This window comes from Hyphomonas beringensis (genome assembly GCF_000682755.1).
GTDB lineage: Bacteria > Pseudomonadota > Alphaproteobacteria > Caulobacterales > Hyphomonadaceae > Hyphomonas > Hyphomonas beringensis.
On sequence record NZ_AWFF01000043.1, the window covers coordinates 1 to 20,854 of the forward strand.

A 20,854-nucleotide genomic window follows, 5' to 3' on the forward strand; every position below is an offset into this window, starting at 1 on the left:
GGGCGGAGGGTTTGGGGACTGTGCCCTCTCAGCTGCCGATCAGGCCGCAGATACCTGCGCAGGCAGGTATCCAGAGAGCGGTTTCCCCCCGAAGCGCATGAGGATCGTGTTCGCGATGGATGCCTGCCTTCGCAGGCATTGGCGGGGGAGAGGACGGGGCTGTATTCGCCGAAGTTTGCTTGCCGTCCTGGACCCCGGCATGCGCCGGGGTGAGCGGAAGAGTGGGAAGTTTAGTTCGCTGTCATCCCGGAATTTGCGTCAGCAAATATCCGGGACCCAGTTCAGACTTGCGCCTCCGCGTCTGGGTCCCGGATAAACGCTTGCGCGTTTTCCAGGATGACAAGGGTGGGCGCATCACCCCATTTCTTCCTCATAGCCGACCAGGCGCAGGGGTTTGGCGCGGCGGCCTTCGAGTTCGGCCCAGCGGACGAGGGCGTCTTCGCGGCCATAGGTGATCCAGAGGTCTTGCGGGTTTACCTCGCGGATCGTGTCCGTCAATTCGTCCCAGTCGGCATGGTCGGAGATGACAAGCGGCAATTCGACGCCGCGTTGCCTGGCGCGCTGTTTCACGCTCATCCAGCCGGACGCAAAGCCGATGACGGGATCGGGGAAGCGCTGCGCCCATTTGCCTTCAAAGGCGCCGGGCGGGGCGATGACGATCTCTCCACGGAAGGCTTCGCGTGCACTTTTAGAGCGGTCTTCCAGCGTGGCGGGCCGCAGATCCCCCAACTCCACGCCCGCAGCTTCATAGACCTCGCAGAGCTTTTCCAGGCTGCCATGAATATAGATGGGCCTCTCATGCCCGGCGAGGCGCAGATGCTTGATCACGCGCTGAGCCTTGCCGAGTGAATAGGCGCCGATGCAATGCGTGCGGTCCGGATTGTCGGCAACCGAGCGGATCAGCTTGTCGATTTCCTGTTCCGTAGGCGGATGGCGGAAGACCGGCAGGCCAAAGGTCGCTTCTGAGATGAAGACATGCGTATTCTCAACCGGCTCAAAGGGCGTGCAGGTCGGGTCCCAGCGGCGTTTGTAGTCTCCGGTGAAGACCATGCGCAGGCCCTTATGCTCCACCACGATCTGAGACGAGCCCAATATGTGCCCCGCCGGATAGAGCCAGACGGTGACGCCATTGATCTCGATCGCCTCACCATATTCCACAGCCTGGGTGGATTTCGCGAAACTCTCCCCATAGCGCGCGGCCATGATGGCCAGCGTGTGCGGATGGGCCAGCACTTTGCCATGGCCGCCACGCGCATGGTCTGAATGGCCATGGCTGATCACCGCCCGGTCCACCGCGCCGCGCACGGGATCAAGATAGAAATCCCCCGGCGGGCAATAGAGGCCCTTGGGCGTGGGGCAGAGGAGAAGATCAGGGCGCAGCATGTTCAGAATGTAGGCGATTGCACAAAGCGGGGAAGGGGCTGGCTACCGTGTCTTTCGCTTTTGGCTCAATTGGGCTAGGCGACTTAGCCGCATTCTCCGCACCGAGGGCTCCTCCCATGCAAGTCGGCATCGATTTCGGCACGTCGAATACATCCATCGCGTTTCGCACTGCGAAAGGCACAGAGCTGATCGCGCTGGAGGCGGACGCCACGTCGATTCCGACGGCGGTGTTCTATGGTTCGACGTCGGGCGAATATGCCATCGGTACAGAGGCGGTGAGCGCTTATGAGTCCGGTGAGGAAGGCCGGTTGATGCGGTCGATCAAGTCTGTGCTCGGTTCATCGCTGATTGACGAGACGACGGAAGTGGGCCGCAGGCGCCTGCCGTTTCGCGATGTGATTACGCATTTCCTGACGCGCGTGATTGCCCGCGCCGAGGCGGAGACGGGCGAGCGGGTCGACTCGGTGATCCAGGGGCGGCCCGTTTCGTTCAATGACCGCCACCCGGAGCTGGACGCGCGGGCGCAGACAATCCTTGAGGCCTGCCTCAATGCGGCGGGCGTGGACCAGGTGGAGTTCCTTGAGGAGCCGGTGGCGGCAGCGCGGTCTGTGAGCTTTCAGACAGGCCGGGAGAAACTGGTCTTCGTGGTCGATATCGGGGGCGGTACGTCGGATTTTTCGGTCGTGCGGATTTCCGCCGACAATGCGGGCTTTGATGTGCTGGGCAGCGCCGGGCTCTATGTGGGCGGCAATGATTTCGACCATATGCTGAGCTTCTACGAACTATCGAAACTGTTCGGCCATATGGAAACTTTATCAGTGAACGGGTTGCCGGTACCGTCGTCGCCCTATTCGATCCTTTCGGACTGGAAGAGCCTCAACAAGCTCTACACGCGCGACGTGCAGAAGCACATCACATGGATGAAGATGAACAGCCCGCAGAGCGAAGGGATTCTCGCCTTCGACTATCTGGTGCGCCATCACGAGGCCCACGACTATGCCAAGCGCACAGAGCAGATCAAGATCGGCCTCAGCAGCGCCGATGAGCAGGTCTTTGCCTATGACACGCCGGACGCGCACCTTGAGAAAATTGTCACGCGGGCGGCCTTCGAGGGGCTGATTGACGAGACGATTTCCAAGATGGATGCGGTCGCGGTCGAATGCCTCGCGCGAGCAGGGGCGGGCCCCGAGCAGATCACCGATATCGTCATGGTCGGCGGCTCGACCTTCATTCCGCTTGTGCAGGACCGGCTGGCCGCACGGTTCGGCAATGCGACGCTTTCGGCCAATGATCGCTTCGGCGCCGTGGCCAAGGGCCTCGCGGTGCATGGCGCGGCGTGAAGGCAGGCATCTCAGCCTGCGGATAGGCCGCGCATATAGGCGGCGCGCCGGGCGAGAGGCAGTTTGTCGAGTTCGTTATAAATGACGATCATGGTGTGGCAGACCTGTCGGGCTTCTTCGTCTGTCGGGTTTGGGGCGCCGATATAGGCGGCACCGGTCGCAGCGTCTGGCTGATCGGTGAAAACTGTGCCCATCCAGGTGATCACGTCGTCCATCGGGGTGACTGTCCCGCCGGTCTGACCAGGTGCCTGCATGATGGCGAGCGTCACAGCGCTTTCCTTCTGGCGCAGCTGTTTCATGCGTGGTGAATCCGTGCGCGGGCTGAGACCCGCAGCGGCGCGAGCGCAATCCTGTGGGTTGGAGGCCTGGAATTCGCGGAATTCATCGCCGGTGATGGTGATCAGGTCTGCGGCCTGCTGATCTGTTGCGCGGGTGATGGCGTGATTGCTTTCCTCTGTGATGATGGAGCGTATGGCGTCGCCGCCCGCCTGACCGGCCTGATAGGCCGTTTTGCCGTCTGCGACGGCAGCCTCGGCGGTTTCCAGGAAGAGTTTGCGGGCATCAGGGCGGGTTTCAAACACAGCCATGATGAAGGCAGAATCAGTCTCTCCGGAATCGGCCGCGTCCTGCATGGCGGAAAGGATTTCCTTCTGGAAACCCGTCAGCTGTGTGTCTGGGTCCGCCTTTGGCCCGGTGTCTCGTTCGGCGGACTGGTCCATCAGAACCGGGTCATCGGGAACATCTGTCCGTTCAGGGGAGTTTGAATCGCAGGCGGCCAGTATCAGCAGGCTTCCAAATATTGCCGCACTTGCATGTTTGTGTGTCAGCCTCATCACGTGTCCCTCCGGGTTTGTTGCCTGCTTTGGTAGGCGTCAGATCCCGGCAAAAAGGGTCAGCGCTCATGAAGGTCTTACTTGCGACATGAAATCATGTGCATAGAGTTGCATCTGTAACAGGAGAGTTTTGCCCATGCGTCCCTTGAGAACCGTCCTTGCATCGCTTGCCGTCATATCGGTGGCAGCCCTGCCAGCTGTTGCCCAGGAGGGGGGAAGCACGGAAGAGCTCGATGCTGCGCTGGCGGCGGGCTACAAGGCGGGCTTTCTGTGTTCCGGACTGTTCGTGGCAGGCCAGTCGGTGAACGAGATTGAAGCCAATGAGCTGTCCGGCATCTATACGGATTACCAGCGCACTTTTGATCGCTTGCCGAACGCCGTGATTGATCCGCGCAAGAAGACGGTTTCTGTCTCTTATTCCGATACAATGCCGCCGCGCATGGCCGCGTATCGCCCGGGCTTCGGCTGTACGCAGCTGCCGATTGGCGCCGATGAAGGCGCGCTGAACTTCCTGCCGCGCTTTGCTGCCTGGCCGGACTTTACCGGGGAAGACCGGGGCAGCGCCATTGGCTCTAATGTGAAGGTGCAGCTGCGCCTTGGTGAGGCTGAGCGTCTGGAGGCGCCGGTCTCATTCGCCTTTGATGAGCGGACCTATGGTAATGGCACGCGCACCAGCGCCGTCGTCGTCGTGAAGGAAGGCCAGGTTGTGGCCGAGCGCTATGCCCGCGGCATTGACCATGAAACCCCGCAGCGGACCTGGTCTGTTGCGAAATCCATCACCGCGACCGTGTTGGGCGCGGCGCGCCGCAATGGCCATATTGATCTGGATTATCCGGCCGTCATCGAGGCCTGGAACAATGGTGCAGACCCGCGCCGCGAAATTACGCTGCGCGACCTGTTGCACATGGCCAGCGGGCTGGACAGCGGGGAGCAGGGCTCGCGCACGGACCGGATCTATTTCGGCGGTGGCCGCGTGGTTGATCAGGCGGCGACGAATGTGCTGGAGGCAGAGCCGGGCACGCGCTTCAAATATGCCAATGATGACACGCTGATTGCGATGCGGTCTTTCCGCGAATCTCTCGGGGCGGACGATTCCTATCACCGCTTCCCATACGAAAAAGTGCTGCACAAGATCGGGGCGGTCCACACGACGATGGAAGTGGACTGGAACGGGGATTTCGTATCCTCCAGCCAGGTCTGGTCCACGGCGCGGGATTTGGCGCGGCTTGGCCAGCTTTATCTGCAGGATGGCGTCTGGGGGAATGAGCGCATCCTGCCGGAAGGCTGGGTGGAATTTGTCAGCACGCCGTCACCGGCCCAGCCGCCTGCTGGCTCGCCCGGCTATGGCGCGCAATTCTGGCTGATGAATGATGCGCCGGGCATTCCGCAGGGCACGTATTACATGGCGGGCAATCGCGGCCAGTATGTCGTGATCGTGCCAAGCATGGATGCGGTGATTGTCCGTCGCGGCTTTGATGTGATTGGCGGCGCGCGGTTTGACATCAATGCCTTCACACGTGACGTGCTGTTGAGCCTGCAGGCGGCTGAAGATGCCCGCCTGGCAGAGGAGGCCGAGCGTGCACAGATCGAAGCAGAGATTGAAGCGGAGATCGACGCCCGCCGGGCCCGCACGGATCGCGCCAAGAACGCAATCCGCGAGGAAATCCTGAAGAAGTACGGCCTGGAGGAATAGGGCGCTATCTGGAGCCTGTTCCGGACGCCGGAACGGGCTGCAGGTTTGAAATGGCCTGATGTTCTGACTGGCTGAAAGCCTGCATCATGGCAGAGCCGCTGAGGGATGTGTCCATACTGGCAATATGGGTGCGGCCATCCGGTGCGCGGGCGCAGGCAACCTGCATGTCAAAATCATTGATCTTGGCGACAGCCATCGGCTTGAACGGCTTGGTCGAGGCCATGCGGAAGCTGAGAATGGCAGGCTCAGCCTTATCGACCACGACAGAGCCGGTGAGGTGTTTGATGACCTTCTTCTCATTCTTGTCGGCATCTGCGCTTGGCAGGGGCGTGAATGTGTAGGTGGCGGTGGTGTCCGTTTCGGAGACGAGGCTGGCATCGGCGGGAATATGTTCTGACAGACTGTTGCACCAGATATCGCCATCGCTTTTAGCCTGCATGTCTGCAACCAGCTCTGCCAGTTCCTCGCTCCAATCGGACTCGTCTGGAGACAGAACCGTCAGGCGCTCACCTTCCGGGCGGGACGGGTCCACGCGCATCAAGGCGTCGATGTCTCCGGCGCGATAGGCGAGATCGAATGTGTAGAGCGGGCCATCCGGACTGGCGGCCATCGCATCCTGCAGTGGCCCGGCAAGGGCGGGCAGGGGAGCAAGGGCGGTCAACGCAAGAGCGGTGAGAAAGCGGGGCATGGGCGGGTCTTTCTTGTAAGGCAGGCTCGGTTTCATCAGTGTTTGCCTGAACCTTAAATGAAAAAAAGAGGCAACGGGAATTTCTTGCGATAGTTTAATAGCAGACATGGCCGATAGCGATCTTACTCCCTTTCATTTGCCGGAACCGTTCGAGGCCTGGTTCGCGGGCCGTGGCTGGCGGGCCCGGCCGCATCAATTGGCGCTGGCCGAGGCGAGCCTGAAGGGCGAAAGCGCCTTGCTGATCGCGCCGACAGGCGGCGGCAAGACGCTGGCCGGCTTTCTGGGCAGTCTGGTCGAGTTGCATGAGCGCAAGCGCACGGCCAACTCGGAACGTCCCGCCCTCCACACACTCTACATCTCTCCGTTAAAAGCGCTGGCGACGGATGTTCAGCGCAATCTGATGGGACCGGTGGAGGAGATGGGCCTGGGCATTCGCATCGAGAGCCGCACCGGCGACACACCGAGCCATGTGCGCCAGCGCCAGCGCCGCACCCCGCCGGACATCTTGCTGACCACGCCAGAGCAATTGGCCCTGTTCATCGCCTCCGATCATGCGAAGGAATTCTTTGCGGATTTGAAATGCGTGATCGTCGATGAGGCTCATGCGATTGCGGCGTCAAAGCGCGGAGATCTCTTGTCGCTGGGGCTGGCCACGCTGGCGAGCTGGGCCCCGGCCTGCCGTTTCATTGGCCTGTCTGCCACGGTGCGCGAGCCGGAAACGCTGGCGCGGTGGCTGGCGCCCGACGCGAAGGTTCTGCGGGCGGAAGGCGGGGTTTCCGCGGATGTGGACATCCTGATTTCCCGGGAACGTATTCCGTGGTCTGGGCATTCCGGACGGTTTGTCGTGCCGGAGGTCTATGAGGCGATCAAGCGCGCGACGATGACTCTGGTTTTCGTCAATACGCGCAGCCAGGCAGAGCTGATGTTTCAGGAGTTGTGGCACGCCAATGAGGACGGCCTGCCGATCGCGCTGCACCATGGCTCGCTCGCGCGAGAGCAGCGCACCAAGGTTGAGGCGGCGATGGCCGCAGGTGTGCTGAAAGCGGTTGTGTGTACGTCCACGCTGGACCTTGGCATTGACTGGGGGGAAGTGGATCTGGTGATCCAGATGGGCGCGCCGAAGGGGGCGGCCCGCCTGATCCAGCGCATCGGCCGGGCCAATCACCGCATGGATGAGGCGAGCCGGGCTGTCCTTGTGCCGACGAACCGGTTTGAAGTGCTGGAATGCCGCGCGGCAGAGGCCGCCGTAGAGGCCGGCGAGATTGATGGCGAAGGCATTCGCGATGGCGCGCTGGACGTGCTGGCGCAGCACATTATGGGCCGGGCCTGCGGAGACGGCTTCCGTCTGGATGAGCTGTATGAGGAAATCATCCGCGCGGCGCCGTATCAATCTCTCGATTGGGAGGCGTATGAACGCATTGTCGATTTCGTTGCGAGTGGCGGCTATGCGCTGAAAACCTATGACCGGTTCCACCGGATTGTGCGCCGCCCCGACGGGCTGTGGGTGGCGCGTACAGCGCGGGATGCGCAGGCACACCGGATGAATGTGGGTGCGATTGTGGAATCGCCGATGCTGGCCGTGCGGCTGGCGCAGTTCGTCGGAAAGCCAAAGCCGGGCGAAAAGCGCAGCGTGCGGGCGGGCCTGAAACTGGGCGAGATGGAAGAGTATTTCCTGTCCATGCTGACGCCCGGCGACACATTCCTGTTTGCCGGGGAGGTGCTGCGCCTTGTGGGCATTGAGGGCACGGACGCGCTGGTCGTGCGGGCCGTGGCGGAGAAACCGGCGATCCCCTCCTATAATGGCGGCAAGTTTCCGCTGACGACCTTTCTGGCTGACCGTGTGCGGAAGATGATCCATGACCCCGCGCAATGGCAGGGCCTACCCGCGCCCGTGCGCGAATGGTTCGAGATACAGAAGACAAAATCCGCCATTCCGCCGCCGGACCATCTGCTGGTCGAAACCTTTCCGCGTGGCGACCGGAATTACCTGGTCTGCTACCCGTTTGAAGGCCGCCTTGCGCATCAGACCTTAGGCATGCTGCTGACGCGGCGGCTGGAGCGGATGGGGGGCAAGCCGACGGGCTTTGTGGCGAGCGAATATGCGCTGGCCGTTTGGGGCATGGAGGATCTGGCCGAGGTGGACATGGACACGCTGTTCCACCCGGACATGATGGGCGACGATCTGGAAAGCTGGCTGGACGAGAGCGCCCTGATGAAGCGCACCTTCGGCCAGTGCGCGCAGATCTCCGGCCTGATCCACCGGAACCTTCCGGGTAAGGAGAAGAACTCACGGCAGGTCAGTTTCTCGGCGGATCTGATCTATGATGTGCTGCGCAGCCATGAACCAGACCATATCCTGTTGCAGGCCGCCCGGCAGGACGCCGCAACGGGCCTGCTGGATGTGCGCCGCCTGTCAGATGCGCTGGTGCGTATTCGTGGCAAGATAGACCATCAGGCGCTGGAGAAGATCAGCCCGTTTGCCGTGCCCGTCATGCTGGAGATCGGCAAGGAGCCGGTGTCCGGCGCGTCCGTACAGGATGCCATCCTGGGCGAGGCGGAAGCAGACCTCGTGCGCGATGCGATGGGATAGGTGAGGGCCGTCATTGACCCTTGCGGCTTTGCAGGCCAGATTCCTTTCCATGACTGCCGCTGTTGCCAAGCCATCTGAGACGCATCTGCATCTTGCCGGGGAGCTGCTGACGCCGCTGCCGGAGGGGGCGCTGTGGTGGGCGCGCGAGCGGGTGCTGGTCGTGTCGGACCTGCACTTTGAAAAGGGCAGTGCCTTTGCGGCGCGCGGGCAGATGCTGCCGCCCTATGACACGGCCGCGACGCTGGCTGTGGTGGAGCGCCTGTGTGCCAGCCTGCGGCCGAAGACGATTATCTCCCTGGGTGACAGCTTTCATGACCGCGCGGCAGAGCTGCGCCTTCCGGACGCCTATGCGCGGCGCATTCAGGCGCTGACCGGTGCGCATGACTGGGTATGGGTAGAGGGCAACCACGATCCGGACCCGCCACAGCATCTGGGCGGGCGCGCGACGAAGACACTGCGAATCGGCCCCCTGGTCTTCCGGCATGAGCCGACCGGTGAGGCAGGGGAGGTGGCTGGCCACCTTCACCCGGCCGCAAAGATTATCGGGCGCGGGCGGTCCGTCCGCCGGCGCTGTTTTGCCAGCGATGGCGCGCGGCTGGTGATGCCGGCCATGGGGGCGTTTACCGGCGGCTTGAACGTTCTGGACGCAGCCTTTGCACCGATTTTCCCGGAAGGCGTGATGGCCTTTGCGCTGGGCCAGGAGCGGGTTTTCATGGTCTCAAACAAGAGCCTTGTGGCCGACAAACCTGCCGGGGCGCGCTGGCGGCGTTAACGAAGCCGCGGTTATAATCATTTGTGCAATGCAGCGAAGCGTGCCATATGCCGCCTCAGCAGGGCGAACAGCTGCTGCTCTCGCATTGATCGTAGCCGTACCGGTTCCGCGTCGAGTGCGCGCCAGAACCGGGATGCCGATCAAACACAGGCTTCCTAAAGAAAACAAAAGCCTAACAGGGCGCGCGGTCTCTCTAAGACCGCCCGGCGCCCGCATAGAAAGTATTGAATTGACACAGTTTACTGATCTCGGCCTTGCCGAGCCGATCCTCCGCGCCATCAAAGCTGAGGGTTATACCAAACCAACGCCGATCCAGGCTGAAGCCATCCCGACGCTGCTGACAGGCCGCGACCTGGTGGGCATCGCCCAGACCGGCACCGGCAAGACGGCGGCCTTCGTGCTGCCGCTGCTGAGCCGCCTTGCGGCCAATCCCGGCCGTCCCGAGAAGAAAAGTGCACGTATCCTGATCCTGGCGCCGACACGTGAGTTGGCCGCCCAGATCGCCGAAAGCGTGCGCGTCTATGGCAGCCAGATGAAACTGACGACGACCATTGTCGTTGGCGGTGTGAAGCCGGGCGGACAGGTCCGCTCTCTGGCACGCGGCGTAGACGTTCTGGTCGCAACGCCGGGCCGTCTGCTGGACCATATGGATACCGGCGCCGTGACGCTGAGAACCACTGAAGCGGTTGTGCTGGATGAGGCCGACCAGATGATGGATATGGGCTTCCTGCCGGCGATCCGGAAAGTGATGAAAGCGCTGCCGACACGCCGCCAAACGCTGCTTTTCTCGGCCACGATGCCGAAGGAAATCCGCGCCCTGGCCAGTGATTTCCTGCATGAGCCGGCTGAAGTCTCCGTGACGCCGGTTTCCAAACCTGCCGAGCGCATTGAACAGGCCGTCTACTTCGTGAAGGGCGATTCCAAGCCGCGCCTTCTGGCAGAAGTGCTGTCTGGTGATGACATGGACCGCGCCATCGTGTTCACGCGCACCAAGCATGGCGCCGACAAAGTGGTTCGCCATCTGGCGAATGAAGGCCTCTATGCCGAAGCCATTCATGGCAACAAGAGCCAGAACCAGCGCATCCGCGCTTTGGACGCGTTCAAGAGCGGCAAGGCGCCGATCCTGGTGGCTACAGATATCGCCGCACGCGGCATTGATGTTGATGGCGTCAGCCATGTCGTGAACTTCGACATGCCGAACCTGCCGGAATCCTATGTGCACCGCATCGGCCGGACGGCCCGTGCCGGACGCAGCGGTATCGCGCTGTCTTTTGTCGGCAATGATGAGCGCGCCTATCTGCGCGACATCGAAAAGCTGATCAAACGCAAGATCGATACGCTGGAAACGCCGGATGAGAGCATGGCGCTGGACCTGTCACTGCCGGAAGAGCCAGGCCCGCACTCCAAGCAAAGTCGTGGCAGAGGGCAGGGCGGCGGACGCCGTCAGGGCCAGCAGCCGCGTGGCCAGACACACAGCCGCGGCCGCACAGGCGGCGGTGGTGCTGGCGGCAAAGGCCCGCGCAAGGGCCCCGGCAAACCCGGTGCGTCCTCCACGCGGGGTGAGGGCAATGGCCAGCGGTCTGCCGCGGCAAATGCCCAGGGCCAGAAGCGCCGCAGCAAGCCCAAGAAGAGCTGGTCTCCGGTCAGCTAGCACTTTCCCCTATGTCAGCCTTGTTTCCGGGCCTGCCTTCCGCCATGGATAGGCCCGTAAACAAGGAGGATATGCCATGAAGACAGCCATCACCGAGATGTTCGGCATTGAACATCCAATCATTCAGGGCGGGATGCATTATGTCGGGTTTGCAGAAATGGCTGCGGCCGTTTCAAATGCAGGCGGACTGGGCATCATTACAGCCCTGACGCAGAAGAGCCCGGCAGATCTGGCAAACGAGATTGCCCGCTGCAAGGACATGACCGACAAGCCGATCGGCGTGAATTTGACCTTCCTGCCCGTGGTGAACGCACCGGACTATCCGGGCTATGTCAAAGCGATCATCGAAGGCGGCGTCTCAGTCGTTGAAACCGCCGGGAACAACCCGGTTCAGGTTCTGCCCGTGCTGAAAGATGCCGGTATCAAGGTCATCCACAAATGTACCGCCGTGCGCCACGCGCTGAAAGCGCAGTCTATTGGCTGTGATGCGGTTTCCGTGGACGGCTTTGAATGTGGTGGCCACCCGGGCGAGGATGATGTGCCGAACATGATCCTGCTGCCGCGCGCCGCCGATGAACTGGAAATTCCGTTCGTGTCTTCCGGCGGTCAGGCCGATGGCCGCAGCCTGGTGGCATCGCTCGCCATGGGTGCCTCCGGCATGAATATGGGCACGCGCTTCATCGCAACGAAAGAAGCACCCGTGCACCAGAATGTGAAGGAAGCCATCGTGGCCGCGTCCGAGCTGGACACGCGCCTTGTCATGCGTCCGCTGCGCAACACAGAGCGCGTGATGACCAATGCGGCGGTGGAGCGTCTTCTGGAGAAAGAGCGCGAGTTGGGCTCTGACATCAAGTTTGAAGACATCATCCAGGAAGTTGCCGGGGTTTATCCGCGCATCATGATGGAAGGCGAAATGGATGCCGGCGCATGGTCCTGCGGGATGGTCGCAGGCCTGATCCATGACATCCCGACCTGTAAGGAATTGATCGACCGAATCATGAAAGAAGCGGAAGACATCATTTCCAACCGTCTGGCAGGCATGCTGTCTGGTAAGGTACCTGCCTGATAGAAACACCCTTGAAGAGGACTCCTGATGATCCGAGTATCCATTCTGGCCACAGCCTGCCTGGCACTTGCCGCGTGTGGCGCGTCAAAAGCCGAAAAAAACGCAGCGACCTGCACAGCCATGCTGGGTGGTGATCCGGACATTCAGGAGGACCTCGCCGAGGATGGCGATACGGTCGAGGCATATTGCGGCTGCTACAGCCAGCTGCTGGCAGACGAGCCAGAGGCCAATCAGGAGACGATCCTGAAAGTGACCCGCGTGATTGGCGATATCCGGAAAGAGGATAATATCGGCCTGGAAGAAGCCGCCGGCACGATCGATGACGATTTCGATGAGTCTGGCAAAAGCCCTACCTATGGTGTGACCGAGGCAGAGTTTGAAACCACAGGCCGTTATGTCGACACGGTGCGCCGTGCGCTGACCCGTGAAGACGGCGCCTGCCACACCGCAGGCTGATCTATTCTACCTTGACTTCGGGCGTGCCGGAAACGACGCGCCCGATGATCTTCGCGCCTGCATGACCATGCCGCGCAAACACGTCCAGCACCGCGTCAGCTTTCTCCGGACGGCATGAAACCAGCAGGCCGCCGCTGGTCTGTGGATCGCACAGCAAATCTTTATCCATATCTGTCAGTGTACCGCTCACCATATGCGAGACGGATTCCCAGTTGCGGCCGGAAGCCCCGGTTTTTACGCCCGTTTCGGCATGGGCACGTGCCCCCTCAAAGACCGGGACTTCGGCTTTCTCGATGATGATCTGAACCCCTGCGCCGCGCGCCATTTCGCTGGCATGGCCCAAGAGGCCAAAGCCGGTCACGTCGGTGGCCGCATGAACCCCCTTCATATCTGAAAGCTCCGTACCCGGTGTGTTGAGACGGGTGGTCGAGGCGACCATTTCTTCATATTGGGCAGGGGAGAGAATTTCCCGTTTCAGCGCGGCGGAATAGATGCCGATGCCCAGCGGTTTGCCGAGGATCAGGACATCGCCCGCCTGTGCGTTGGAGTTCAGCAGCAATTTGTCCGGATGGCCGATGCCGAGCGCGACGAGACCGTAAATCGGCTCGGCCGCGTCAATCGAATGCCCTCCGGCAATCGGCGCCCCGGCCGCCTCTGCGACGCTGCGTCCGCCAGCCAGAATGGCGCGGATGGTTTCATTGGCAATCTTGCCGATCGGCATGCCGACAATGGCCAGGCAGAAAATCGGCTTTGCCCCCATGGCGAACACATCCGACAGCGCATTGGTGGCCGCGATGCGCCCGAAAGTATGCGGGTCATCGACAATCGGCGTGAAGAAATCCGTGGTCGCGACCAGAGCGGTCGTCTCATTCACGCGGTAAACGGCGGCATCATCACTCTTGCCTGCATCGACCAGCAGGTCTGCATGGCCGAGTGCCAGCGGCATCTCGCTCAGAATGTCCGCCAGGACATTTGGTGCCAGCTTGCACCCGCAGCCGCCCCCATGGGCAAGGGATGTGAGGCGCAGATCGGGAAGGGCGTCGGCCATGGGCATGTCTCCTGGTTCGGTTACATCCTAGCGCTCTGGCGCCGCGCGTAAAACCTGTTAGGTCTTTTGTGCATGCCTTATCTAGAGACCGTTACGGATATCAGCCCGCAAAACCTGTCGCGCTATGACGCGATCATTGATGTGCGCTCTCCGGCAGAGTTCGAGGATGACCATTTGCCAGGTGCGATCAGCCTGCCAGTCCTGTCGAATGAGGAGCGCGCAAAGGTCGGCACGATCTACAAGCAGGAAAGCCCGTTCCGCGCCAATCGCGTCGGTGGGGCCATCGTGGCGCGCAATATTGCTCAGCATCTGGAGACGGCGCTGGCGGACAAGCCAAAGAGCTGGCGGCCTCTGGTTTATTGCTGGCGGGGCGGCATGCGCTCCAATGCGATGGCGACGATCCTGTCATCCGTCGGCTGGCCCAGCGGCGTTGTGAAGGGCGGCTACAAGACCTGGCGGCGGGAGGTTGTCGCCGGGTTGGAGCATGAAGAGGCGCCGCTGCCGGTGCGCCTGATCGACGGGCAGACCGGCACGGGCAAGACCGCGCTGTTGCAGGCCATTGCCGAGGCCGGGGGACAGGTGATCGATCTGGAAGGCTTTGCCAATCATCGCGGCTCTGCCTTTGGCGATTTCGGGGAGGGCACGCAGCCCGCCCAGCGCCTGTTCGAAAGTCTGATCTGGGATGATTTGCGCCAGATGGATCCGGACCAGCCGATCTTTGTCGAGGCGGAATCTGCGCTTGTTGGGCGCTGCCGCGTGCCGCGCCGCCTGTGGCATTCCATGCTGGCAGCTCCGCGCATTGAGGTGAGCGTGCCTGCGGCCGTGAGGGCGGACTATCTGGTTGATGCCTATGCGGACATTATCCGCGATGAGGCCCGCCTTGCCGGCGCGCTGGCGAAGCTGAAGGGCCTTCAGTCAAAGGAGACGCTGGCCGCGTGGCAGGAACTGGCGAATGAAAGCGCGTACCATACTCTGGCGCGGGAATTGATGGAACATCATTATGATCCGCTCTATGCGCGCAGCCGCAAGCGCCGCGATGATGCGCCGGTTGAGGTAACGGAGCTGAATGGGCTTGAGGCAGAAGATTTGAGCAAGGCGGCCCGGCAAATTCTCGCCAGAATTAGCTAGGCATTAGTCTACCATCGCGATGGCAAAACCATCATGTCCTTTGCTGCCGACCGTTTGCAGGGCGGTCGCTGTAATGCCGGTAGATTTGCTCATCAGATCCAACAAATCCTGCACACCAATGACGTCCGGATCTGTTGTCTTGTCATCGAGAATGGCGCCATTGCGGACAACATTATCCACGATGATCAGCGTGCCCTTGTGAGAGAGCTTCAATGCGCTCTCCCAATAGATGGGATTGCTGCGCTTGTCTGCGTCGATGAAAATGAAATCGTAGCTGGGCTCGCCTGAAGCAATCATTGCCTGGAGAAGGTCTGCTGCTGCACCCAGGCGTATGTCCACAAGATGGCTGAGACCGGCATCCAAGATATTCTGCAGTGCGACAGCACGGTTTGCTTGGCTGATTTCCAGAGACACGAGCGTGCCGTCAGCAGGCAGCGCCCGCGCCAGCCAGATCGTCGAATATCCGCCAAGTGTTCCGATTTCGAGTATCCGCCGCGCTGAGACAGCTTTTGCCAAAATCTGGAGAAAGGCACCCTGAAGCGGGGAGACGGCATGCGGCACAAGACCGGCTTGTTGGCTGCGATGGTCGGCGGCCTCAAGGGCGGCATCTGATGGCAGAAGGTGGCTTTCGAAATACGCATCCAGGTCTTCGGGCAGGGATGTGTTCTTCGTCATGTTCAGCCGCGCGCCTCTTCCGTGCCGCGGCGGGCGAGTTCGTCGGCTTTTTCGTTGCCGGGGTCTCCGGCATGGCCCTTTACCCACTTCCAGGTGATGTCATGGCGTTGGCAGGCTTCGTCCATTGCCATCCAGAGGTCCTGGTTTTTCACCGGCTTCTTCGCGGCGGTTTTCCAGCCATTCTTCTTCCAGCCATGGATCCATTTGGTCAGGCCGTCTTTCACATAGGTGGAGTCGACGTGCAGCGTGATCCTGGACGGCTTCTTCAGCGCGTTAAGCGCCTCGATCACGGCCAGCATTTCCATCCGGTTATTGGTGGTGGCCTTGTCGCCGCCCCAGAGTTCCTTGCGCTTGTCACCCGCGACGAGCAGAGCGCCCCAGCCGCCAGGGCCCGGATTGCCGCTGCAGGCGCCATCCGTCCAGATTTCGATCAAGTCAGTCATGCCTTTCAGGTGAGGGGCTTTGCCGAACCCGTCAAGCATCGAAGACGCTGATATCCGTGGCGTGCAGCTGGTTTTCAGGTTTTACAATCGCGTAGAAAAGCAGGCCGCACAGGGCCCCGGCAATTGCGCCGATACTGAACCCGATGAGGGCTGCGCCAAGGCCGGTTATCAGCGAGCCCAGCAGCACGCCGAACAGAGTGGTCGTTGCGCCAACCAGAATGGCCCCCCAGATGGCTGCCCAGCGCATATAGGGCCCGCGGGCGGTGATGCGCCTGTGCGGCATGCGCCCGATGGAAAAGCCAAGCGCAATCCACGCCGCCGGAACGGTGAGGAAAAACAGCAGGAAATTGTACAGGCACATGATCAGGCCAAACTGTATGCCGCTCATGACGCTGTATTTATCCGTCAGCATGAAGTCATTTCGAAACACGCCGAGCGTATCCAGGACAAAGATGATGACGAGAGACAGGAGGCTGACCATGAGACATGCCGCGAGGGACGACATTAAAAGCCCCAGCTTCACCCGCTTGATCTTTCCCGGTCCTTGCGGGCTGGCATAGGCGGGGGTCATGAGAGATCGATCTGATCCGGACGGCGGATCAGCCAGAATTGCGCAGCGGTGAGTAGGCCGGCAACCGGGCCGGACAGCAGAATGGGCCCGCTTGTCAGCACACTGACCGGATCACGAAAGCCGCTCGTGCCGAAAAAGTAGATCAGCATGACAAGCGTGCCGAGGAGGGCGCCGCTCAGCGCGTACATGCTAAAGCCTGTCCGGCGGATACGGACCAGAAAGGCATGCATGGGCACACCCCCAATGGCCATGGCCGGCCAGCCCAGCATAACGCCGAAGACCAACCCCATCAGGCCAAATCCAACAAGACTGGTGGCGATTTCACGCACGCTGGCATCGCGATAGACGCCAGAGCTGACCTCAGCCTGAAAGATCAGTTCCGGGAAGACCAGCATGGCGAGCAGTGTGGCGGAGAGCGTGGTCGCGAGGATTGGGGCAACCAGACTGGCTGCGATCAACGCTTTCCATCTCCGCCATGCTTCTTTCACGCACCATATCCTTCTGCCGTGTGCACCTTTCTATGAAAGGCGAGGCGTCCGGCATATTCGAGGGGATTCTTGGGCTTTACGAGGGCGCCTTCGGGCGTCGTGGTCCAGTCGACCATCCGCGTCAGGAAGAAGCGCAGGGCCGCGCCGCGGGCGAGCAGGGGCAGGGCCTCACGCTCAGCGGGCTGCAGCGGGCGGACGCTTTCATAGCCGGCAATCAGGGCTGCGCCTTTGGAGAAATTGTAATCGATCGCCATGCGTCCATCGCCATCCTCGAACGCCCAGGCATTCAGGCATATGGCCAGATCATAGGCGAGCGCATCGGTGCAGGCGAAATAGAAATCGATGATGCCGGAGAAGTCGTCACCCAGGAAAAAGGCATTGTCCGGGAAGAGGTCGGCATGGATGGTGCCGCGGGGCAGGCTGAGGCTTTGCGGCTTGGCCTCGGCAATATCGGCCAGAGCCTCGTCGATCAGGCCGGAGAGGCCCGGATGCAGGGCATCGGCCTGTTCGGACTGGCCTTTCCAGAGGCGCGGCCAGGCAGCCGGCCCGAGGCTGTTCTCACGGGTCTTGTCATAATCGGAGAGGGCAACATGCATGCGCGCCAGCCCCTCGCCAATGCCCCGGCACTGGGCCGGATTGGGGCTTCTGGGCGACAGGCCGTCCAGGAAGGAGACGATCACGGCGGGGCGGCCTTCCAGGGTGCGCAGGGCCTTGCCGTCACGTGCCATGATCGGCTCAGGGCAGGGGAAGCCGCCCGCGGCAAGATGCTGTTTCAGGCCAATGAAATAGGGCAGGTCATCGGCATTCACCCGTTTCTCGAACAGGGTGAGAATGTAGCGACCTTTTGTGGTCTCCAGATAATAGTTGGAATTCTCCACACCCTCGGCAATGCCCTTGAAAGACAGGGCCTTGCCGAGATCATATTCGTCCAGATACGCCGCCAGCGCATCGTCGGAAACTTGAGTATAAACAGCCATACGCGACCGATTAAGCGGTCTTGGCCACCATGTCACGCTGTAGTGTCTTGCCTGCCAGCAGATAATGAATGGCTGCCCAACCATAGAGGGTTGCGAAGACAAGAATTGACCATTGCAGTCCGCGTGCGTCGGCGCTGGAACAGGCGGCAATCTGCTCGGCGCTGAGGAGTGCCGTGTCTTTGCAGACCTGAAGTGTCACCCCGACATCGGCGCCTGACAGCATCATGGACTTCAGCGTTGTCGACAGCAAACCGATCAGCGTGGGGCCGAGACCAAGGCCGATCAGGTTCACGGCAAACAGCGTGATCGACACGGCTGTTGCACGTGTCCGGGCATCCACAACACCGGCCGAGACGGCATACATCGGCCCAAGATAGAAGTAATGGAGTGTCGCGGCGGCCATCAACGGGGGCAACATCAGGGCAACCGATGGGCTGAGATAGCCGAGCCAGTAGAGTGGCACGGACAGGCCCATGCCCAGCGCGGGCATCCAGGACAGGGCCGTAGGGTGCCGGACAGACAGGCGGTCTGCCAGAAAGCCCGACAGGAACACGCCAATTGCGGCCATCAGGCCAAGCACAAGAGAGAAGATCAGGGCCGCTTGCGTCAGCGTCAGCTGGTGCACACGCAACAGGAAGGAGGTTGAGAAGGCCGCCACACCATAGCCGGCAAAGGAGGCAATCGAAGCGCCTGCCACAACGTGCACATAGGTGGGTTTGCGTGCGAGCTTTTTCAGCGCAACGAGGAAGCTTTCGGCCTCCGGCTTTGTTGCATTGGGGGGATCGGTGTAGCCGCGCGGCGGTTCCTTGACGGTCAGGCCGATAATGGTGGCAAACAGCAGGCCGGGCAGGCCGACTGCGATGAAGGCGATGCGCCAGCCTTCAAGACTTTTCCAGTCAATCATGCCGGTTAGCCAGTTCCAGCCCCAGCTCTCGAAGAGGTGGTGAACGTTTTCGCCGGTGACGTAATCATTGATCGGGCCAGCGGCGAGACCGGCAACCATGCCGCCCAGCGGGACGCCCAGGGCGTAAATGGAGGCAGCTGTGGCGCGGCTGCCGGGTTTGAAATAGTCGGCAATGACGGATTGGGCCGGGGGCGTGCAGCCCGCTTCGCCAACACCGACAAGAAGCCGGAAGAGGAACATGCTGGCAAAGCCGACAGCGAAACCGCACAGAACGGTCATCAAGCTCCAGATGGTGAGCGAGCCGACAATGATCATCATCCGGCTGCGTCTCTCAGAGACGCGCGCAATCGGAATGCCCAGCGTGGTATAGAACATTGCAAAGGCCAGCCCGCCAAGCAGGCCCATCTGCCAGTCTTCAAGCTTCAGGCTGTTGCGGATCGGGTCGGTCAGGATTCCGAAGATCGACCTGTCTATGAAATTGAAAATATAGACCACGAGCAGGGATGCGAGCACATAGGCTCGATACCCCTTGGTTCTGTAGCCGGTCTCGTATCCTGGGCGGGCCTCCGTGGCGGCGTCACTCATTGGGCGTCTCCTCTAAGTCCGGCTTTGTTTTTTTATATTTTATGTCCCCATACCGCTTGAAGGTACGTCCGGATTATACCTGTCGCGGGCAAATGAGCGGGAGGCCATGAAGTAACAGCCTGCTGCGACGACGAAGAACAGAACCGTTGCCGCCATGGAATAGCGAAGGCCATTCGCATAGGCGCGGCAAAGTTCCGGGCCGTCTGCGCCAAGTGCGGCGGGGTCTGTTCCGCACAGGCGTGGATTGAAGGTGTCCGCAAGGGCGGAGAGGCCAGCCTTGGAAATCTCCTGGCCCATGAAGAAGTCACTCATCGCGCCGACAAAGAGCGGCCCGATGCCGTTCCCGATGAGGCTGATGATCAGCAGCATCACGGCGATTGTGGTGGCGCGGGATTGCGGGCTGACAATGGCGGTGCCCACCATGTACTGGCCGCTGAGGTACAGATAGTGCGTGATGCCCGCGATGATCCAGAGACCGAAGGCGACTTCCAGGCTGGGGGAGAAGAAAGCCGCAATATAAGCAGGCACAGCAATCATCAGGCCTGCGCCCGGCAGCCAGGCGGCAATGGTCGGGAAGCGGCCTTCAAGCTTTTCGGAAATATAGCCACCCAGGAAGGTGCCCACGGCAGAGACAGCGGCCAACGGCGCGCCATACAGCACGGCTGCGTCGCGTACGCCGATGCCGTGCACCCGTTGAAGGAAGGGGGCTTGGAAACTGATCAGGCCATAGCCGACAAAGGCCACCAGCGCCGCGCCGAGGGACAGCCACCAGAAAGTCGGCTTGCCGGAGAACTCGCGGAAGGCATCAAAGAAGGGAGCCTTCTTGCCGCTATTGGCAGACGGCGGATCGGAATAGCCGCGTGGCGGTTCCTTGATGGTGAACATCAGGACCAGGGCGATGATGACGCCCGGTGCGCCGACGACAACAAACGCGATGCGCCAGCCTTCAACGGTCGACCAGTCGATGCCGGAGAAAAGTCCGCCAAGGCCAAGGGAGCCGATCCAGCCGCCGAAATCCTCACCCTTGATGCCGGCAATGGAGCCGCCAAACAGCTGGGCCAGAACGGCGCCCAGCGTGACACCCATGGAATAGATACCAAGCGCGCCAGCGCGGCTCTTGGGCGGGTAGTAATCGGTAATCAGGGAGTTGGCTGGCGGCGTACAGCCTGCCTCACCAATAGCGACGCCGACACGGAAGACCAGCAGCCAGATAAACGCCGTTGCCATACCGCACAGCGCGGTCATGACGGACCAGATGATGATGCAAAGTGCGATAATCATCACGCGATTGGCGCGGTCGGCCCACATCGCGATCGGAATGCCCATGGCGGCATAGAAAAGCGCAAACGGAGGGCCCGACAGCAGGCCCCACTGCGTATCATTCAACTGGAATGTGTTGATGATTGGCTGCGCGACGACCGAGATCAAAGTCCGGTCGATAAAGTTCAGCGTATAGACCAGCATCAGGGCGATCAGCACATAGGTGCGATACCCTTTTGATCCGAAACCTGTGATGTGTCCGCCCGTGTTTGTTTGGCCGGCTGTGGTGTCGGTCATACGCCG

The 20,854-nt window shown here is 61.2% G+C and carries 19 protein-coding genes; 8 read left to right on the forward strand and 11 right to left on the reverse strand.

The features are described from left to right. Positions 1-354: 354 nt before the first annotated feature. Positions 355-1,383, reverse strand: a complete 1,029-nt coding sequence (locus HY29_RS10560) for a ligase-associated DNA damage response exonuclease (RefSeq protein WP_034796622.1) — start codon at positions 1,381-1,383, stop codon at positions 355-357. 116 nt (positions 1,384-1,499) lie between these two features. Here HY29_RS10560 and HY29_RS10565 point away from each other — a divergent pair, with 116 nt between their 5' ends. After that, a complete protein-coding gene (locus tag HY29_RS10565) occupies positions 1,500-2,723 on the forward strand; it encodes an Hsp70 family protein (protein ID WP_034796624.1) in 1,224 nt (407 codons plus the stop codon). An 11-nt stretch (positions 2,724-2,734) separates the two neighbouring features. Here HY29_RS10565 and HY29_RS10570 read toward each other — a convergent pair whose 3' ends face one another. Then, positions 2,735-3,556: a hypothetical protein gene (locus HY29_RS10570; protein WP_034796626.1), complete on the reverse strand. Its 822-nt coding sequence runs from the start codon at positions 3,554-3,556 to the stop codon at positions 2,735-2,737. A gap of 136 nt (positions 3,557-3,692) precedes the next feature. On the opposite strand from HY29_RS10570, the gene HY29_RS10575 reads away from it, so the two are divergent. Next, a complete protein-coding gene (locus HY29_RS10575) occupies positions 3,693-5,249 on the forward strand; it encodes a serine hydrolase domain-containing protein (RefSeq protein ID WP_081811341.1) in 1,557 nt (518 codons plus the stop codon). Positions 5,250-5,253: 4 nt separating this feature from the next. Here the strand turns inward: HY29_RS10575 and HY29_RS10580 are convergent, their stop codons facing one another. Then, a complete protein-coding gene (locus HY29_RS10580; protein WP_034796628.1) occupies positions 5,254-5,973 on the reverse strand; it encodes a hypothetical protein in 720 nt (239 codons plus the stop codon). Between the two features lie 70 nt (positions 5,974-6,043). Between HY29_RS10580 and HY29_RS10585 the strand changes: the two genes are divergently transcribed. The 5 genes from HY29_RS10585 to HY29_RS10605 all read left to right on the forward strand — a co-directional run bounded on the left by HY29_RS10585 (position 6,044) and on the right by HY29_RS10605 (position 12,472). Further along, on the forward strand, positions 6,044-8,527 hold the full coding sequence (locus HY29_RS10585; RefSeq protein ID WP_034796630.1) for a ligase-associated DNA damage response DEXH box helicase: 2,484 nt from the start codon (positions 6,044-6,046) through the stop codon (positions 8,525-8,527). A gap of 49 nt (positions 8,528-8,576) precedes the next feature. Then, entirely contained in the window at positions 8,577-9,299 is a 723-nt protein-coding gene (pdeM, locus tag HY29_RS10590; protein WP_034796631.1) for a ligase-associated DNA damage response endonuclease PdeM, read from the forward strand. 229 nt (positions 9,300-9,528) lie between these two features. Beyond that, the gene (locus HY29_RS10595; RefSeq protein WP_034796887.1) at positions 9,529-10,950 is read left to right on the forward strand and encodes a DEAD/DEAH box helicase; all 1,422 of its coding nucleotides are present in this window, start codon (positions 9,529-9,531) and stop codon (positions 10,948-10,950) included. Between the two features lie 76 nt (positions 10,951-11,026). Then, a complete protein-coding gene (locus HY29_RS10600; RefSeq protein ID WP_034796632.1) occupies positions 11,027-12,016 on the forward strand; it encodes an NAD(P)H-dependent flavin oxidoreductase in 990 nt (329 codons plus the stop codon). A 27-nt stretch (positions 12,017-12,043) separates the two neighbouring features. Further along, the gene (locus tag HY29_RS10605) at positions 12,044-12,472 is read left to right on the forward strand and encodes a hypothetical protein (RefSeq protein ID WP_034796633.1); all 429 of its coding nucleotides are present in this window, start codon (positions 12,044-12,046) and stop codon (positions 12,470-12,472) included. 1 nt (position 12,473) lies between these two features. Here the strand turns inward: HY29_RS10605 and selD are convergent, their stop codons facing one another. Further along, the gene (gene selD, locus HY29_RS10610) at positions 12,474-13,520 is read right to left on the reverse strand and encodes a selenide, water dikinase SelD (RefSeq protein WP_081811357.1); all 1,047 of its coding nucleotides are present in this window, start codon (positions 13,518-13,520) and stop codon (positions 12,474-12,476) included. A 72-nt stretch (positions 13,521-13,592) separates the two neighbouring features. Between selD and mnmH the strand changes: the two genes are divergently transcribed. After that, positions 13,593-14,648: a tRNA 2-selenouridine(34) synthase MnmH gene (gene mnmH / locus HY29_RS10615; protein ID WP_034796635.1), complete on the forward strand. Its 1,056-nt coding sequence runs from the start codon at positions 13,593-13,595 to the stop codon at positions 14,646-14,648. Positions 14,649-14,651: 3 nt separating this feature from the next. Here mnmH and HY29_RS10620 read toward each other — a convergent pair whose 3' ends face one another. The 7 genes from HY29_RS10620 to HY29_RS10650 are packed head-to-tail and all read right to left on the reverse strand — an operon-like array spanning position 14,652 to position 20,848. After that, positions 14,652-15,323: an O-methyltransferase gene (locus HY29_RS10620; RefSeq protein ID WP_034796636.1), complete on the reverse strand. Its 672-nt coding sequence runs from the start codon at positions 15,321-15,323 to the stop codon at positions 14,652-14,654. Between the two features lie 2 nt (positions 15,324-15,325). Continuing rightward, positions 15,326-15,766, reverse strand: coding sequence for a ribonuclease HI (gene rnhA / locus HY29_RS10625; protein ID WP_034796888.1), 441 nt, complete (start codon positions 15,764-15,766; stop codon positions 15,326-15,328). 31 nt (positions 15,767-15,797) lie between these two features. Continuing rightward, the gene (locus HY29_RS10630; protein WP_034796637.1) at positions 15,798-16,337 is read right to left on the reverse strand and encodes a hypothetical protein; all 540 of its coding nucleotides are present in this window, start codon (positions 16,335-16,337) and stop codon (positions 15,798-15,800) included. After that, positions 16,334-16,825, reverse strand: coding sequence for a hypothetical protein (locus tag HY29_RS10635; RefSeq protein WP_034796638.1), 492 nt, complete (start codon positions 16,823-16,825; stop codon positions 16,334-16,336). The genes HY29_RS10630 and HY29_RS10635 overlap by 4 nt, the downstream gene beginning before the upstream one ends. After that, complete coding sequence (locus HY29_RS10640; RefSeq protein WP_034796639.1) at positions 16,822-17,802, reverse strand: homoserine kinase; 981 nt, start codon at positions 17,800-17,802, stop codon at positions 16,822-16,824. Before HY29_RS10640 ends, HY29_RS10635 begins: the two co-directional genes overlap by 4 nt. A 10-nt stretch (positions 17,803-17,812) precedes the next feature. Further along, on the reverse strand, positions 17,813-19,291 hold the full coding sequence (locus tag HY29_RS10645; RefSeq protein ID WP_034796641.1) for a spinster family MFS transporter: 1,479 nt from the start codon (positions 19,289-19,291) through the stop codon (positions 17,813-17,815). 39 nt (positions 19,292-19,330) lie between these two features. Then, positions 19,331-20,848, reverse strand: coding sequence for a spinster family MFS transporter (locus HY29_RS10650; protein ID WP_034796643.1), 1,518 nt, complete (start codon positions 20,846-20,848; stop codon positions 19,331-19,333). Positions 20,849-20,854 lie beyond the last annotated feature (6 nt).

Excerpts from the sequence above, each read along its gene's own strand:
- HY29_RS10650 (WP_034796643.1), bottom strand. The coding sequence starts at position 20,848 with ATGACCGACACCACAGCCGGCCAAACAAACACGGGCGGACACATCACA.
- HY29_RS10580 (WP_034796628.1), bottom strand. The coding sequence starts at position 5,973 with ATGAAACCGAGCCTGCCTTACAAGAAAGACCCGCCCATGCCCCGCTTT.
- HY29_RS10565 (WP_034796624.1), top strand. The coding sequence starts at position 1,500 with ATGCAAGTCGGCATCGATTTCGGCACGTCGAATACATCCATCGCGTTT.
- HY29_RS10600 (WP_034796632.1), top strand. The coding sequence starts at position 11,027 with ATGAAGACAGCCATCACCGAGATGTTCGGCATTGAACATCCAATCATT.
- HY29_RS10575 (WP_081811341.1), top strand. The coding sequence starts at position 3,693 with ATGCGTCCCTTGAGAACCGTCCTTGCATCGCTTGCCGTCATATCGGTG.
- HY29_RS10620 (WP_034796636.1), bottom strand. The coding sequence starts at position 15,323 with ATGACGAAGAACACATCCCTGCCCGAAGACCTGGATGCGTATTTCGAA.
- pdeM (WP_034796631.1), top strand. The coding sequence starts at position 8,577 with ATGACTGCCGCTGTTGCCAAGCCATCTGAGACGCATCTGCATCTTGCC.
- HY29_RS10640 (WP_034796639.1), bottom strand. The coding sequence starts at position 17,802 with ATGGCTGTTTATACTCAAGTTTCCGACGATGCGCTGGCGGCGTATCTG.
- mnmH (WP_034796635.1), top strand. The coding sequence starts at position 13,593 with ATGCCTTATCTAGAGACCGTTACGGATATCAGCCCGCAAAACCTGTCG.
- HY29_RS10605 (WP_034796633.1), top strand. The coding sequence starts at position 12,044 with ATGATCCGAGTATCCATTCTGGCCACAGCCTGCCTGGCACTTGCCGCG.
- HY29_RS10585 (WP_034796630.1), top strand. The coding sequence starts at position 6,044 with ATGGCCGATAGCGATCTTACTCCCTTTCATTTGCCGGAACCGTTCGAG.
- HY29_RS10630 (WP_034796637.1), bottom strand. The coding sequence starts at position 16,337 with ATGACCCCCGCCTATGCCAGCCCGCAAGGACCGGGAAAGATCAAGCGG.
- HY29_RS10560 (WP_034796622.1), bottom strand. The coding sequence starts at position 1,383 with ATGCTGCGCCCTGATCTTCTCCTCTGCCCCACGCCCAAGGGCCTCTAT.
- HY29_RS10570 (WP_034796626.1), bottom strand. The coding sequence starts at position 3,556 with ATGAGGCTGACACACAAACATGCAAGTGCGGCAATATTTGGAAGCCTG.
- selD (WP_081811357.1), bottom strand. The coding sequence starts at position 13,520 with ATGGCCGACGCCCTTCCCGATCTGCGCCTCACATCCCTTGCCCATGGG.
- HY29_RS10645 (WP_034796641.1), bottom strand. The coding sequence starts at position 19,291 with ATGAGTGACGCCGCCACGGAGGCCCGCCCAGGATACGAGACCGGCTAC.
- rnhA (WP_034796888.1), bottom strand. The coding sequence starts at position 15,766 with ATGACTGACTTGATCGAAATCTGGACGGATGGCGCCTGCAGCGGCAAT.